Source organism: Negadavirga shengliensis (assembly GCF_042652345.1).
Taxonomy (GTDB): domain Bacteria; phylum Bacteroidota; class Bacteroidia; order Cytophagales; family Cyclobacteriaceae; genus Negadavirga; species Negadavirga shengliensis.
Window position 1 is genome coordinate 58990 of record NZ_JBHSJJ010000006.1, and the last position, 14820, is coordinate 73809.

Annotated in this window: 14 protein-coding genes and 2 tRNA genes; 14 read left to right on the forward strand and 2 right to left on the reverse strand. The window is 43.7% G+C overall.

What is annotated here, in order from left to right:
* The first annotated feature begins 21 nt into the window (after positions 1 to 21).
* Positions 22 to 216: a 50S ribosomal protein L35 gene (gene rpmI / locus ACFPFU_RS11970; RefSeq protein WP_377064781.1), complete on the forward strand. Its 195-nt coding sequence runs from the start codon at positions 22 to 24 to the stop codon at positions 214 to 216.
* An 89-nt stretch (positions 217 to 305) separates the two neighbouring features.
* A complete protein-coding gene (gene rplT / locus ACFPFU_RS11975; RefSeq protein ID WP_377064783.1) occupies positions 306 to 650 on the forward strand; it encodes a 50S ribosomal protein L20 in 345 nt (114 codons plus the stop codon).
* 526 nt (positions 651 to 1176) lie between these two features.
* Here rplT and ACFPFU_RS11980 read toward each other — a convergent pair.
* A tRNA-Met gene (locus ACFPFU_RS11980) sits at positions 1177 to 1250 on the reverse strand.
* Positions 1251 to 1344: 94 nt separating this feature from the next.
* Here ACFPFU_RS11980 and ACFPFU_RS11985 point away from each other — a divergent pair.
* The 8 genes from ACFPFU_RS11985 (at position 1345) to bshB1 (ending at position 10048) form a co-directional block, all read left to right on the forward strand.
* The gene (locus ACFPFU_RS11985; protein WP_377064784.1) at positions 1345 to 1746 is read left to right on the forward strand and encodes an START-like domain-containing protein; all 402 of its coding nucleotides are present in this window, start codon (positions 1345 to 1347) and stop codon (positions 1744 to 1746) included.
* 84 nt (positions 1747 to 1830) lie between these two features.
* Positions 1831 to 3633: an LptF/LptG family permease gene (locus ACFPFU_RS11990; RefSeq protein ID WP_377064786.1), complete on the forward strand. Its 1803-nt coding sequence runs from the start codon at positions 1831 to 1833 to the stop codon at positions 3631 to 3633.
* 63 nt (positions 3634 to 3696) lie between these two features.
* Positions 3697 to 3972, forward strand: a complete 276-nt coding sequence (gene rpsO / locus ACFPFU_RS11995) for a 30S ribosomal protein S15 (RefSeq protein ID WP_377064788.1) — start codon at positions 3697 to 3699, stop codon at positions 3970 to 3972.
* 104 nt (positions 3973 to 4076) lie between these two features.
* Positions 4077 to 6212 (forward strand): polyribonucleotide nucleotidyltransferase, encoded by a 2136-nt coding sequence (pnp, locus tag ACFPFU_RS12000; RefSeq protein ID WP_377064790.1) that lies wholly within the window; start codon positions 4077 to 4079, stop codon positions 6210 to 6212.
* A 99-nt stretch (positions 6213 to 6311) separates the two neighbouring features.
* A complete protein-coding gene (locus tag ACFPFU_RS12005; RefSeq protein ID WP_014021150.1) occupies positions 6312 to 7175 on the forward strand; it encodes a sigma-70 family RNA polymerase sigma factor in 864 nt (287 codons plus the stop codon).
* Between the two features lie 162 nt (positions 7176 to 7337).
* Positions 7338 to 8276 (forward strand): thioredoxin-disulfide reductase, encoded by a 939-nt coding sequence (gene trxB / locus ACFPFU_RS12010; RefSeq protein ID WP_377064792.1) that lies wholly within the window; start codon positions 7338 to 7340, stop codon positions 8274 to 8276.
* A 13-nt stretch (positions 8277 to 8289) separates the two neighbouring features.
* A complete protein-coding gene (locus tag ACFPFU_RS12015) occupies positions 8290 to 9324 on the forward strand; it encodes a peptidoglycan DD-metalloendopeptidase family protein (RefSeq protein WP_377064794.1) in 1035 nt (344 codons plus the stop codon).
* Position 9325: 1 nt separating this feature from the next.
* Positions 9326 to 10048 (forward strand): bacillithiol biosynthesis deacetylase BshB1, encoded by a 723-nt coding sequence (gene bshB1 / locus ACFPFU_RS12020; protein ID WP_377064796.1) that lies wholly within the window; start codon positions 9326 to 9328, stop codon positions 10046 to 10048.
* Positions 10049 to 10075: 27 nt separating this feature from the next.
* Here the strand turns inward: bshB1 and pdxH are convergent, their stop codons facing one another.
* Complete coding sequence (gene pdxH, locus ACFPFU_RS12025) at positions 10076 to 10711, reverse strand: pyridoxamine 5'-phosphate oxidase (RefSeq protein WP_377064798.1); 636 nt, start codon at positions 10709 to 10711, stop codon at positions 10076 to 10078.
* A gap of 98 nt (positions 10712 to 10809) precedes the next feature.
* On the opposite strand from pdxH, the gene ACFPFU_RS12030 reads away from it, so the two are divergent.
* The 4 genes from ACFPFU_RS12030 (at position 10810) to ACFPFU_RS12045 (ending at position 14809) form a co-directional block, all read left to right on the forward strand.
* Complete coding sequence (locus ACFPFU_RS12030; RefSeq protein ID WP_377064800.1) at positions 10810 to 11379, forward strand: YqgE/AlgH family protein; 570 nt, start codon at positions 10810 to 10812, stop codon at positions 11377 to 11379.
* Between the two features lie 59 nt (positions 11380 to 11438).
* Positions 11439 to 13286, forward strand: coding sequence for a DUF349 domain-containing protein (locus ACFPFU_RS12035; protein ID WP_377064802.1), 1848 nt, complete (start codon positions 11439 to 11441; stop codon positions 13284 to 13286).
* Between the two features lie 181 nt (positions 13287 to 13467).
* Positions 13468 to 13540 (forward strand) — tRNA-Thr (locus ACFPFU_RS12040).
* A 411-nt stretch (positions 13541 to 13951) separates the two neighbouring features.
* Entirely contained in the window at positions 13952 to 14809 is an 858-nt protein-coding gene (locus ACFPFU_RS12045) for a universal stress protein (protein WP_377064804.1), read from the forward strand.
* The last annotated feature ends 11 nt before the right edge of the window (positions 14810 to 14820 follow it).

Below are 14820 nucleotides of genomic sequence, written 5' to 3' on the forward strand. Positions count from 1 at the left end.
TTCAACTAATTATATACAGTAATGCCAAAAGTAAAAACAAAATCTAGTGCCAAAAAAAGATTTAAACTGTCTGGCACGGGAAAGATCAGAAGAAAGCATGCTTTTAAAAGCCATATTCTGACAAAAAAATCCACCAAAAGGAAGAGAAATCTGACTAAGATGGGGGAAGTGCATACGTCAGATGAGGGCAGGGTAAAAGCCATGTTGAGAATCTAATTCGTTTCAATTAATTCAGGTTATTTAATTCACCAGATGTTTGGTTTGTAAGTCCGTGAGGCGCCAAAGGTCAAAAACTAAAAAAAATTATGCCAAGATCAGTTAATGCTGTAGCATCAAGAGCAAGAAGAAAAAAAGTATTAAAAGCTACCAAAGGTTATTTCGGAAGAGGGAAAAATGTATGGACGGTAGCCAAGAATAAATATGAGAAAGGACTGCAGTACGCCTATAGGGATAGGAGAACCAAGAAAAGGGAATTCAGAAAACTATGGATCCAGCGTATCAATGCAGGCGCCAGACAACACGGCATGTCCTACTCGCAATTTATGGGGATGTTGAAAAAGGCAGAAATCGAATTAAACAGAAAGGTTTTAGCTGATTTGGCAATGAATCACCCGGAGGCATTCAAAGCTGTAGTTGAAAAAGTAAAGTAAGTGGAGACGCTGAAAATAAAAAACCCTCTTCGGAGGGTTTTTTTATGTCTTTACCTAAATAAGGACATAGGTTTTTTGAAATTTTCATTATATTACTTCTCCGAAATATGAAGCTGAGGTTTAGCTGATTTTAGGAGAAGTGATGCTTAGTGGTAAAGAGTGAGAAACTTAATGTCAAGTGGAAAACGATAGAAAAGGAGGGACGGGTTTCCGGAAATGTAATTGGTATCATTACGAGAGAATAAAAAAGTCACCTTTTAAGAACCAGGCTTTCCGGAATAAGGGCAGCGTGGGGATCCGTTATCTTCATTCCATTTCGTCCCGACCGAGGTTTATAGGATTTGACCGTAATAAATGGAGTTCTATTCCGTAATAGAATTAATGGAAGCCTCTCTTAATAGAAGCTTTTGGTAGCCAGGCGGGAGTTGAACCCGGGTCCGCCTCGGCGGATAGGCACCTTCGTGAAGTGATATGATGAGGATTTGTGCACAAAAAAAGCCTCTCTGATAACAGAGAAGCTTTTGGGTAGCGAGGACGGGAATTGAACCCGTGACCTCAGGGTTATGAATCCTGCGCTCTAACCATCTGAGCTACCTCGCCGAAATGGAATGCAAATATGTAAGGATAATCCTTGAATTGCAAACCAGAGTGGCAAAAATTACTATTTTTTATAACCACCAGAACGAGTAAGGCTATGGAGAAAACCAAGTTTGTTTCAGATTATCAGATAAATACTTCGAAGAAGATTATTTATCCGTATTTGAGCACGGCAAGCGGATTGTCGCAATGGTTTGCGGACGATGTGACCATCAATGAGGATAAGATTTACAACTTTGTCTATGATGGAGAAGACCATTATGCCAGACCGGTCATTATGAGGACAAACCACCACGTCAAATTTGAGTTTTTTGACCCAACAGAAGGGCCGGATAATGGCATGGACCACTCATTTATCGAATTCAAACTGGAGGAAAATGAGCTTACCCAGACTTTTTACTTACGGGTGGTGGATTACGGAGACACTTACAGTGAACAGGAACAGAAATCAATTTGGGAAGGACTCATCAATGGGCTCAAAGAAATTATCGGTGGTTAAAGCCCTATTCATTACCATAATTGCTACAATATGTTGAACTTTACAGCGTCTTAATTTGTAAGAAAAGAGCGGTAAGGGCGTTTCATGAAAAAACTGGATAAATTAATATTAGGATCATTTATCGGTCCATTTATACTCACTTTTGTCGTAGTAGATTTTATTCTCCTGACGGTGAACATGCTAAGGTATTTCGATGAGATATTCGGAAAAGACCTTCCGTTCGCCGTTTACGTTGAACTTATCGGTTATTTTGTCATCAGTATATCCCCGATGGCTTTGCCCTTGGCTGTGCTGCTTTCCTCGCTGATGACCTTCGGCAACCTGGGGGAACATTTCGAGCTTACGGCCATCAAAAGCAGTGGCATATCCCTCCTTCGTGCCCTGCTTCCCATCGGCATTTTTGTGGTTGTGCTCACCTTTTTGGCATACTATTCAAACAACTACATCGTCCCTAGGGTCAACCTTAAAACCTTCAGCCTATTGTATGACATCCGGATGAAATCCCCTGCGCTGGACATCAAAGAAGGGGTTTTTTATAACGGTATCCCTAACTACAGCATCAAGGTCAACAGAAAACTGGATGAAGTAAGACTCAGGGACATCATTATCTATGATCATACCTCCGGGCAGGGAAACCTGCACGTCATTACCGCGGATTCAGGCCGGATGGAACCTTTTTTTAACGACAGGTATATGATGCTGACCTTACATAGCGGCTACAGTTACCAGGAAAGCCAAGGGCAAAGGGGAATCAAAGAAAAACCCGCTAGCTTCAACAGGACGCAGTTTGTGGAGAATCAAATGGTATTTAACCTGGATGCATTTGATTTGAACCGTACACCTGAAGATTTGTGGTCCTCCAACCGGTCCATCAAAAATATCAGTGAGATAAAAGTAGACCTGGATTCAATGGACAGGGAACATAACCAATGGATGTTTTATAATTATGCCAATACAGAGGCCTCCTATGCCTTTTTTGGAAGGGCAAGAAAGCTCCATCCCCCGGATGATATTCTGAAAAAGAAACTTGAATACGATTCGCTTAAAAATTTAAAATATAAGGAAGAATATAACCAGTCGCAGCGGGCGGATGAAACCAGCGGAAATCAGGATCGGAGTGCGGGGACCCCGGTCTCAACCCAGGATTCCATGGTTCCCCCGCCTGTCGAGGGGATAGCAGCAGAAAAGCCGGTAGTAGACACGACACAGGTTGTGCCCCAAGCGGATGCCATGGCAAAAGCAGATACCGCCGGGGTAAAAAATAACGTTCCGCCAAAACCCAAACCCAACCTCCGGACAATCAATGCAGGAATTGTTCCTATAGAAGTCGAAAACCCCATTGTCCTGACAGAGACAGAAAAGATGAAACTGGATTCGTTAAGGAATACCGACAGGTATTTTGTGTCAGCGGCATCAGTAGGATTGACTTCCGCCAGGAATCTTAAAAACAGTTTTACCACTAACAGGACCAGAATCGAAAACCTGGAGAGAGAATACCGCAGGTTCCAGATTGCCTGGTATCAAAAATATACACAGGCATTTGCATGCTTTGTGATGTTCATGATAGGGGCTCCACTTGGGGCCATCATCAAAAAGGGAGGCCTGGGCATGCCTGTTCTTATGTCCATTATATTTTTCATCATGTATTATATGCTGACCATCACGGGTGAGAAATGGGCAAAAGAGGGTCTTACCAATACTTTGTTTGGGACTTGTTTTTCCAACCTCGCCCTGATTCCATTCGGGCTTTTCTTTTTGAAGCAAGCCAGAAAGGATGCACGGCTGTTCGAGCCGGATTTTTATCAGGGTATATGGGAAAAGCTGCTTGGCGCATTCCGAAAATTAAAATTAAAGAAAAGACAAAAGTTGAAACCGGAAGTTTTATAATGTGAAATAATCGTGTTACCTTTGTAGCTGTTTTATAAAATTCAAAATAATATTTAACTAGGCATGTATTTAGCTAAAGAGAAAAAAGCGGAATTATTCAAAAATCATGGTCGGTTAAAATCTGAAACAGATACAGGATCCTCTGAATCTCAGATTGCTTTGTTTACTTACCGTATACAGCACCTTACCGAGCATTTAAAGACCAACAAAAAAGACCATTCTTCCCGTAGAGGATTGCTGAAGCTGGTGGGTAAAAGAAGGCGTTTGCTGAATTACCTGATGAAAAATGATATTGAAAGATACAGAGCTGTTATTGCAGACCTCGGAATTCGTAAATAAAAAAGATTGTGAGGTTCCTTTGTATAGAGGAACCTTACTTTTTTATATCTCCTATATTAAACCTTACTTTTAAGACTACACACTACACAGAATCATTAAGTTTTATGTTACCAAATGTTGTTTCCAAATCTATCGTTCTTGAAGATGGTAGAGAAATCGTTATAGAAACCGGTGCCCTTGCCAAACAGGCGGATGGAGCAGTGGTTGTGAAAATGGGCAAAGCCATGTTGTTGGCCACTGTCGTGACCAAAAAAGAAGCTGGGGAAGGAGTTGATTTTTTACCTATGTCCGTGGACTACCAGGAAAAATTCGCAGCATCCGGAAAGATACCCGGAGGATTTCTGAAGAGGGAGGGCAGGCTTTCAGATTATGAAATCCTCATCAGCCGGATGGTAGACCGTGCCATCAGGCCTATTTTTCCCGATGACTACCATGCAGACACCAACATCAGCATTACCCTGATGTCTTCCGATGAAGATGTTTTGCCGGATTGTCTTGCGGGGTTGGCTGCTTCTGCGGCTCTTGCAGTATCTGATATACCCTTTAATGGTCCTATTTCCGAGGTAAGGGTGGCAAAAATAGACGGGGATTATAAAATCAATCCCAAGCCATCCGAGCTTCAAAGGGCAACCATGGAGCTGATTGTGGCGGGTTCGGAAGAATTTATTCTTATGGTGGAAGGCGAAGGCAGTGAAATTTCTGAAGATGAGATGGTGGAGGCGCTGCAGTTTGCCCATGAGGAACTGAAACGCCATTGTCAGGTACAAAAGGAATTGACGAAATTGGTTGGAAAGGAAACCAAGAGGGAATACAGCCATGAAGTGCATGACGAGGCGCTTTATGAGCGGATGAAAACGGAGCTTTATGACAAATGCTATGATGTGGTAAGCCGCCAGATTGCCAACAAACAGGAGCGTTCTTCCCTGATTCAGGAAATAAAAGACAGCTTCATTGAAAGTCTTGGCGAAGAACACGAATATGATGAAACGCTTATTGGGGGGTACTTTGGAAAAATCCACAAGGAGGCAGCCAGGAATTTCACTTTGAATGAGAAGAAGCGTTTGGATGGCAGAGCCCCTGATGAAATCAGACCCATTTGGTCAGTAGTGGATTATTTGCCTTCTGCTCATGGATCAGCAGTATTCACGCGGGGCGAAACCCAATCCGTAACCACCTGTACTTTAGGTACCAAATTGGATGAGCAGATGATAGACGGTGCGGTACTCTCCGGATATAACAAGTTTTTCCTGCATTACAACTTCCCTGGATTTTCCACAGGGGAAGTCAAGCCGAGCAGAGGGCCTGGAAGAAGGGAAGTTGGGCATGGAAATTTGGCTATGAGGGCATTGAAAAAAGTGCTTCCCGCGGACGCTGACAATCCTTATACCATCAGGGTGGTATCGGACATTCTTGAGTCTAACGGTTCCTCATCCATGGCCACCGTTTGTGCGGGGTCGTTGGCCTTGATGGATGCCGGCGTACCTATCAAAGCCCCGGTGACCGGAATCGCCATGGGAATGATCTCTGATGCCAAAACAGGTAAATACACGATTCTTTCCGATATTTTAGGTGATGAAGATCACCTGGGGGATATGGATTTTAAAGTGACAGGCACAGCCAAAGGCATCACTGCTTGTCAGATGGACCTCAAAGTTGAGGGGTTGGATTACAACGTTTTGAAGGAAGCACTTTATCAAGCGAGAGAGGGCAGGCTTCACATTCTCAACGAAATTTCGAAAACCCTTTCCGAGTCAAGACCCGACTATAAACCCCATGCCCCAAGGTCTAAAAACATCGAGATACCCAAAGAACTCATTGGGGCTGTGATAGGACCGGGCGGCAAGGTGATCCAGGAAATCCAAAAAGATACGGGTGCCACCATCATCATTGAAGAAGTGGACAATGTGGGTAAAATCAATATTTTCTCCAACAACCAAAATGCGATGGATGCTGCGGTGGCGAGGATCAAAACCATAGTGGCCCAACCTGAGATCGGGGAGGTATATACCGGTAAAGTGAAGAACATCATGCCTTTTGGTGCTTTTGTAGAATTCATGCCAGGTAAAGACGGGCTGCTTCATATTTCCGAAATCAAGTGGGAGCGGCTGGAGTCTATGGAAGGTGTGCTGGAGTCTGGAGAAGAAATCGCCGTCAAACTGATCGATATTGACAAGAAGACAGGGAAATACAAGCTTTCGAGGAAAGTGTTGTTGCCAAAACCTGAGAAAAAAGACAAATAAGCCAAAAAAAACCTCTTGAAGCAGAACAATTAAAATAATTTGAACTTATTTTAAGGGAAGTTCTGTTATATATTGCGTTAAAAAAAATGAAATATTTGAATGAGGCAGCTTAAAATTAGCAAACAGATTACCAATCGGGAGAGTCAGTCTCTCGATAAATACCTTCAGGAAATAGGCAAGGTAGATTTACTGACAGCGGATGAAGAAGTGGTGTTGGCCAAGAGGATCAGGGAAGGAGATCAGTTGGCATTGGAAAAGCTTACCAAGGCTAATCTTAGGTTTGTGGTTTCCGTTGCCAAACAGTATCAGAACCAGGGATTGTCTTTGGGGGATTTGATCAATGAAGGTAATTTGGGACTGATCAAGGCTGCACAGCGATTTGACGAAACAAGAGGGTTTAAATTTATATCTTATGCGGTGTGGTGGATCAGGCAATCCATCCTCCAGGCATTGGCCGAACAGTCCAGAATTGTTCGTCTGCCGCTTAACCGGGTAGGTTCCCTTAACAAGATAAGCAAAACTTTTTCAGAGTTGGAGCAGAAGTTTGAAAGGGAACCTTCTCCTGAGGAATTGGCTGAGGTATTGGAAGTTACCGCGGGGGAAGTGGTGGATACGATGAAGATATCCGGCCGTCATGTTTCCATGGACGCTCCTTTTGTGCAAGGGGAGGAAAACAGCCTTCTGGATGTGTTGGAAAACGATGGAGAGATCAAGCCTGATGACGGTTTGATGAATGATTCGCTCAGAAAAGAGGTTCAACGAGCCCTGTCGACGCTTACCCAGAGAGAGGCAGACGTGATCACCCTGTATTTTGGGTTGAATGGGGAGCACGCGATGACTTTGGAAGAAATAGGGGAAAAGTTCAACCTGACCAGGGAGAGGGTAAGACAGATCAAGGAAAAAGCCATCAGGAGACTGAGGCATACAAGCCGCAGCAAAACACTTAAACCTTACTTGGGTTAATCTCCAAATAACATGATATTTTACATAAAAAAAGGGGGTAACCCCTTTTTTTATACTTAAGGATGGACCGGAGGTCCGACCCGTTTAATTTTTGGCAAATCTTATTTTGTCAGATCGTCATAAATGATAAAATTTGCGCACCTGAAAAATCATCAAAATCAAATGAGCCAAGAAATAGAAAATGTTAAAGTGTTGATCATAGGTTCTGGCCCGGCAGGATATACTGCTGCTATCTATGCGGCAAGGGCTGGACTCTCTCCCGTGATCTATACCGGTGTACAGCCAGGAGGACAGCTGACCATTACCAATGATGTGGAAAATTATCCCGGATATCCAGAGGGGGTGATGGGACCGCAGATGATGGAGGATTTCAAAAAACAGGCAGAAAGGTTCGGCACCGAAGTAAGGTACGGTGTAGTCACCAAAGTAGACCTGGATCAGAGGCCTTACAGCGTGTGGGTGGATGACAACAAGCAGATTTTGGCCCAAACAGTCATCGTGTCTACGGGTGCCTCCGCCAAATGGCTCGGTATCGAAAGCGAAACCCGTCTGAATGGTAAAGGGGTTTCTGCCTGTGCAGTCTGCGACGGGTTTTTCTTTAGGGGGAAAGATGTGGCCATAGTGGGCGGTGGCGATACCGCCTGTGAAGAAGCCAGTTATCTGGCCAATATATGCTCTAAAGTATATATGTTGGTGAGGAGAGATGAACTCAGGGCTTCTCTGATTATGCAGAAGCGGGTGATGAATCATCCTAAGATTGAGATTCTATGGAATCACGAAACCGAAGAGATTTTGGGAGAGGAGGAAGTGAACGGCGTACGGGTCAGAAACAACAAAACCGGGGAGGAGAGGACATTGGCTATAGCGGGTTTCTTTGTAGCCATAGGCCACCAGCCTAACACTTCAATATTTGAGGGCAAACTGGATATGGACGAAAACGGGTATATCATTACCACCCCCGGTCATACCACTACGAATGTTAAAGGGGTCTTTGCTTGCGGTGATGCACAGGACCACGAATATCGCCAGGCAGTGACAGCCGCAGGAACGGGCTGTATGGCGGCATTGGATGCGGAAAGGTTTTTGGCTGCACAGGAATAGGCCCTGATAAAAAATGGAGCTTCCAGTCAGCTATACCCGGATATTGGTGATGATTTTCTGCTTGGCGTCCTTGAATGGGTTTGCCCAGAGCAACGGAAAATTGATCAAAAAACCAAGCCAAACTACCGGTTATGTTTCTGATCAAAAGAAAATAGATCCTTTTGATGTTCAGCTTTACCTTAAAAATCTTCAGAAAGAAACTGATTCATTGATTTTCAGCGGGAGGGTGGATCTGAAAAAAAGGCTTTCACTGGTCAATGAGGACACCATTTCCCTTGTATGGGCGCCCACCAACAGACTGGTTGAGGTGTCAGAAAAAGTATTGATAGACAGTATTTGGGTGACAGCATTTGAATATTATGCGCTTTGGGACAGTAGAAAAATCAATATTTATGATTTTAACCCAAAGGATTTCAAAGACACCGTCACGGTAAAATTGTATGATCCTTTTTTCGGATCGAGTTGGAGTGCACCGCTCAAAGAAACCAAGATCAACTCGGATTTTGGCTTTCGGAGGTATCGCTGGCACCATGGAACGGATCTCAAACTTAATGTAGGTGATCCGGTTTATTGTGCTTTCGATGGTATCGTAAGGATTCGGTCATATGAAAGGTACGGATACGGATATTACGTCGTGGTCAGACACCGAAACGGATTGGAAACGTTGTATGGGCATCTGTCCCGTATTTCGGTGGAAGTAGGACAAGAGGTGAAGGCCGGAGAAGAAATTGGGTTGGGGGGAAATACCGGTAGAAGTACAGGTCCACATCTTCATTTTGAAATTCGGTACCAGGGATTGTCCATTAACCCGACAGAACTGTTTGATTTTAATATAGGGAGGCTAAAAAGTGATACCTATGCCATTACGGCCAACAGTTTTGACCATGTGATCAAAATGCAGGAAGCTGTTTACCATAGAGTGAGAAGTGGGGAAAATCTTTCGGTTATTGCCAAAAGATACGGCGTTTCCGTAAGCCACATCACCAAATTGAACCAAATCAGTACAAAGTCTATCCTTCGTGTAGGCCAAAGACTTAGAATAAGATAATATGAGCGTTAAACTGGATATACTTGCCATTGCCTCCCATCCCGATGATGCCGAACTATCCTGCTCCGGTACCATTGCCTCCCATATTGCGAAAGGTTATAAGGTAGGGATTTTGGATCTTACAAAGGGAGAAATGGGTACCCGTGGCACCCCTGAATTGCGCCTTTTGGAATCTGACAGGGCCGCTGCCATATTGGGATTAAGCATGCGGGAAAACCTGGGTTTTAAAGATGTTTTTTTTGACAATGACAGGGAGCACCAGGTGGAAATAGCCAAAATTCTCCGTAAATATCAACCTGAGATGGTTTTGGCCAATGCGGTGACGGACAGGCATCCAGACCATGGGAAAGGCGCAAGCCTGGCTTCCAAAGCGTGTTTTGTAAGTGGCCTCCGGAAAATTGAAACTTCAGTGGAAGGAGAAAAACAACAACCTTGGCGACCTAAAGTGATCTATCATTATATCCAGAATAACTATATCGAGCCGGACGTTGTGGTGGATATATCTGCTTTTTGGGACAAGAAGAAGGCAAGTATTTTGGCTTTTAAATCCCAGTTTTACGACCCGCATAACCAAGAGCCGGAAAGTTTCATTTCACGTCCGGAGTTTCTGGATTTTATTGAAGCCAGGGCAAGGGAAATGGGGCATAAAATCAATGCTAAATACGGAGAGGGATTTACCGTGGAACGGGTTCCCGGAATCCGGGATCTCTTCGATTTGATTTAGCCAGCGCCCAGCAGGGCCTAGGTCAGCCTATGGGGCCAACCTTGTAAGTATCCAATTACCTCCTTCATCCAGATGGTAGCTGATCCGGTCATGCAGTCTGGCTGGCCGTCCTTGCCAAAACTCGATTTCATAGGGCGTAACCCTGTATCCCCCCCAATGAGAAGGTCTGATGAGGTCTTTACCTTTGAATTTATTTTCCATCTCTTCTTTTTTTTGTTCGAGAAATTTCCTGTCCGGGATGGCTTTACTTTGAGGACTGCTCCAGGCGCCGATCTGGCTTTCGTAAGGCCTGCTGAGAAAATAGTCATCTGATTCCTTGGCGGAAGTCTTTTCAACGGTCCCCTCTATCCTTACCTGTCGTTCCAGTTCGGGCCAGAAAAAAGTAAGGGAGGCAAAAGGGTTTTCCTCCAGCTCTCTTCCCTTGTTGCTTTCATAATTGGTGTAAAACACAAATCCGTTATCCACATCTTTCAGCAATACCACCCTGCCTGTAGGCCGGTTGTTTTTTTTGACGGTGGCAAGATGCATGGCGTTTGGCTCGATAATTTCTGAATGGATGGCCTCTTTAAACCAAGCCTTGAATTGTTCCAAAGGATTCTGGTTCATCCCTTTTATGTCTAAAGATTTGGAGGAATATTCCTTTCTCAAGTCCGCTATTTTCATTGGGTTCAAAATATGGTCAGAAAATTAATTTTGAAATACAAATATATTGGATTTAAGTTTTTTTGCTTTATCTTAATGCCTCATATGAATGAATATTAATGAATTTGGATTCAAACATAGTTCCCCATTCAGGATGCCTGTTGATCTCTGAACCTTTCCTTCAGGATGAGAACTTCGTGAGGTCGGTGGTCTTATTGTGTGAAAACAATGAGAAAGGCTCCTTTGGACTGGTATTGAACAAACTGTCGATTTTTAAACTGAACGACCTTCTCGATGGATGTGAGACGCTGGACAAGGAGGTCTATGTAGGCGGTCCTGTCGAACAGAACACGCTTCATTTTATTTATTATGGAGAAAAGCAGTTGGAAGGAAGCGTATCACTTGGCAGCCATTTGTGGTGGGGAGGAAGCTTTGAAGAGCTGATGGAAAAACATAAAATTGGCCTTGTAGATATCTCCGATTTTAGGTTTTTTATTGGCTATTCAGGGTGGACAACAGGCCAACTGGACGAAGAACTTTCGGAAAACACCTGGATATTATGCAATAATGTGCATACGAAAAGCATTTTTTCCGCTGAGCCTGACGAGCTATGGCGGGTGATATTGAAGAATATGGGGGGCGATTTCCAGGTTTTGGCAAATTATCCAATTGACCCAAGATTAAATTGAACCAAAATCACTACTTTTGTTCATATGCGTTGAATTAAGTAGGAATACGATAATTTACTATGGATAAGGATAAAGAAATGTCCGAACAAGACAATAAGGTGACCCAAGAAACGCCTGCTAATAAGGACTTGGGTATAAATGAGGCCGCTGAAATGAGTAAAGAAGAAGAAGAGGAGCATCATGACCATGAGGATCATGATGAATATGATTTTCATAATTTCAGTAAAAAACAATTGCTTCATGCGTTGAAGGGGTTTTTAAAGGAAGAGGATTGTATAAAAAATGATCCCCATGTTCAAGACTTAAAATCCCACTATGACGAATATTTCCAAAAGGAAAAAGAAGCTGCCTTGAGTCAGTTTGTGAGGGAAGGGGGAGAAGAAGATGACTTTGATTACAGAGGCTCTGACGAGGACAAAGAGTTTTTTGCGGTTTATCATCAGTTTAAGGAGAAGAAGTCCCAACAGGTAAGGGAAATAGAAAAAAATAAGGAGAAAAACGCGCAGGCCAAGAACCAGATCTTAGACAAACTCAGAGAGCTGGTGGATGGTGAAGAAACCACACATAGTATCGAAACCATCAAAGGGATTCAGGAAGAGTGGAAAAAGATCGGTTCTGTTCCCCATAACCAGAATAAAAACCTTTGGGCGTCATATAATGCCCTGATGGATAGGTTTTACGACAACCGCAGCATTTATTTCGAGTTAAAGGAGCTGGACAGGAAGAAGAACCTTGAAAGCAAGCTGGAATTATGTGAAAAAGCGGAAGGATTATCCGGACTTGAAGACATCAAAGAAGCGATAAAAGCCCTCAACGATCTGCACGAGGAGTTTAAGCACATCGGTCCGGTACCCAGGGAGGAGCAGGAAGCTTTATGGCAGAGGTTTAAGGCCGCCTCAGATGCGGTATATTCCAGGAGAAAGGAATATTTCGAGAATCAGAAGGAAGCCTTTAAAACCAATCAGGAATTGAAGGAAAAACTGATTGGAAGGTTAGGGGAGTTTAAGGATTTCAAGGCGGACAGAATAAGGGATTGGAACACCAAGACCAAAGAAATCCTGGCCATACAAAAGGAATGGGAATCCATCGGGCCTGTTCCGAGAGAAAACGGAAAGGAAATCAACAAGACCTTTTGGGGCCTTTTTAAACAGTTTTTTCATCATAAAAACCAGTTTTTTAAGGAACTGGATGAAATAAGGCAACAAAACAAGGAAAATGCCGAGAAACTGATAGCTGAAGCGGAATCCTATATGGAAAGTACCGACTGGAAAAATACCTCCAATCACCTGATTCAGTTGCAAAAGGAGTGGAAAAACCTTGGACCTATGCCTGAAAAGTACAGAGATGCCCTTTATAGCCGGTTCAAGACAGCCTGTGACACTTTTTTTGATAACCGGAGGAATGCCAATAAGGAGGTCAATAAGGAGTTTGAAGAAAATCTGAAAGCCAAAGAAACGATCTGTGAGAGCATATTGGAGGAAGCGAAGTCGGATGACCCAAGTAAGGAGATTTTGGAGGAACTGATTCAGCAGTATGGGGACATTGGTTTTGTACCGAGGAAGAACATGAAGGAAATTGCCGCTAAATTCAATGGGGCGGTGAATGAATTTGTTTCAAAATTAGACCTTGAAGGAGAAGACAAGGACGATTTTCTCTTCAGGCTCAATCTTAACAAACTGCAGTCCGATCCCAACAGTGCCAGAGTTCTTAATAAAAAGGAACACGGAATCAGAAAGCAGATTTCCGATCTCGAAAACAATATTACCTTGTGGAAGAACAATCTGGAGTTTTTTGCCGCTTCCAAAACCGCGGACAAACTCAAGGACCAGTTTGAGGAAAAGATAGATAAAGCGGAACAGGAAGTTGACAGGTTAAAGAAGAAGCTGTCCATCATCAGGGAATTTTAATGCCCTCATTTTTAGAAGGATAATTTTGTCCTTCTAAAAATGTTTTTAAATAGTTTGGCATGTATGCGGGACGGGGCTATATTTGCACTCGCATTTGGGAAAAAACACCTACACTGGGTGGCCTTCCGCTGGATGCTGATAACGTCCGATAAAGACGGATGTTGGAATATAAACAAAAAAAGCCTCCTTAGCTCAGCTGGTAGAGCAACTGACTTGTAATCAGTAGGTCGCTGGTTCGATCCCGGCAGGGGGCTCTTGAAAAAAGGCACTTGGATAAGCATTCAGGTGCCTCTTTTTGTTTCTTTTTTGTATCCTGCTTCGATATCCATAGAATCGCTTTTACCTATGGGACTTTTGCCTTCGTCCTGGTCCATGGGTTGAAACCCATGATTAGCCCATCGGCCGCTCCTATGGAGCTCTGGTAATTCAAGCGCGCCCTCCTTCAAATAGTGCCAGAGGCACGACGGATCTGATAACCGTAAGTTTTAACCTACGGATCCCCGCAGCATTCTCCGTTCCCTTAACCGGTTGTGCCCATCGCACCTTTCCCCTCTCTCCTTCGAGTGATATCTATCATGTTTCCTGATGACGTAAGTAGGAAGTAAGCAGTTGAAGATGTCGTAATTTGTATCAGGCTTGATAAGATTGAAATAAACTTTAACCGCATGAAAAAAATACTTGTCCCCACCGATTTCTCCCCTTATGCCGATGCGGCATTGGAATTTGCAAGGACGATCGCCCAGAAAACCCAGGCTGAAATCCTGTTGATGCACGTGTATTTGACACCTGTCAATTGGTCTAAGTTAAGTATAGAACAGGAGAAGTTGTTTCCAGACACCCGGGCAGCCATAAAACAAGCCAGGATATTATTGGCAGACAGGGTGAGGGATACGACAGCCCAGGGAATTGCCGCCACAGATTATTTGCACTTTAGTGACGGCAAAGAACAGCTTATCAAATTCCTCGGTCTGGATAGCATTGAGATGATCGTCATGGGTTCACATGGCAAGTATGGCTTTAAGCAGCATGTCCTGGGATCTAATACCTATACGGTGCTCAGGAAATCCCACCTCCCCGTACTGGTGGTCAGAGAGACCCACAAAGCTTTCCAATTGAAAAAAGTTATCCTGGCAACCGATTTTAAGATTGAATCAGGAAGGGCTTTTCAGAAAATCAGTGATATGGTGCGCCTGATAGGCGCTGAACCCGAACTTCTGTATGTCAATACACCTGCTGACTTTTTGGAGAATTCCCAAATCATGCAACTGGCCGACGGTTTTTTGGCTCAATTCGGCAGTTATACCTATCCGGTTCACATTTACAGCGCCTATAAAGTGGAGCGGGGGATCATTCAGTTTGCCCAAAACACAGGAGCCGATGCGGTAGCCATCATCACACACGGAAGGAATGACCTTCAACAATTGTTTTCTCCAAGTGTTACGGAAAATCTCATATCCTATCTGGATCTTCCGGTCCTCAGTCTCAACATAACTTTGCCAGAAGATAAGGTGTCGCGTATATAGCGTTTAATCAA

Bases quoted from the DNA above. Each gene is read 5' to 3' on its own strand.
- ACFPFU_RS11990 (WP_377064786.1), top strand. From the start codon at position 1,831: ATGAAAAAACTGGATAAATTAATATTAGGATCATTTATCGGTCCATTT.
- ACFPFU_RS11985 (WP_377064784.1), top strand. From the start codon at position 1,345: ATGGAGAAAACCAAGTTTGTTTCAGATTATCAGATAAATACTTCGAAG.
- ACFPFU_RS12030 (WP_377064800.1), top strand. From the start codon at position 10,810: ATGAATTTGGATTCAAACATAGTTCCCCATTCAGGATGCCTGTTGATC.
- bshB1 (WP_377064796.1), top strand. From the start codon at position 9,326: ATGAGCGTTAAACTGGATATACTTGCCATTGCCTCCCATCCCGATGAT.
- rplT (WP_377064783.1), top strand. From the start codon at position 306: ATGCCAAGATCAGTTAATGCTGTAGCATCAAGAGCAAGAAGAAAAAAA.
- pdxH (WP_377064798.1), bottom strand. From the start codon at position 10,711: ATGAAAATAGCGGACTTGAGAAAGGAATATTCCTCCAAATCTTTAGAC.
- ACFPFU_RS12035 (WP_377064802.1), top strand. From the start codon at position 11,439: ATGGATAAGGATAAAGAAATGTCCGAACAAGACAATAAGGTGACCCAA.
- pnp (WP_377064790.1), top strand. From the start codon at position 4,077: ATGTTACCAAATGTTGTTTCCAAATCTATCGTTCTTGAAGATGGTAGA.
- rpsO (WP_377064788.1), top strand. From the start codon at position 3,697: ATGTATTTAGCTAAAGAGAAAAAAGCGGAATTATTCAAAAATCATGGT.
- ACFPFU_RS12045 (WP_377064804.1), top strand. From the start codon at position 13,952: ATGAAAAAAATACTTGTCCCCACCGATTTCTCCCCTTATGCCGATGCG.
- ACFPFU_RS12005 (WP_014021150.1), top strand. From the start codon at position 6,312: ATGAGGCAGCTTAAAATTAGCAAACAGATTACCAATCGGGAGAGTCAG.
- trxB (WP_377064792.1), top strand. From the start codon at position 7,338: ATGAGCCAAGAAATAGAAAATGTTAAAGTGTTGATCATAGGTTCTGGC.
- ACFPFU_RS12015 (WP_377064794.1), top strand. From the start codon at position 8,290: ATGGAGCTTCCAGTCAGCTATACCCGGATATTGGTGATGATTTTCTGC.
- rpmI (WP_377064781.1), top strand. From the start codon at position 22: ATGCCAAAAGTAAAAACAAAATCTAGTGCCAAAAAAAGATTTAAACTG.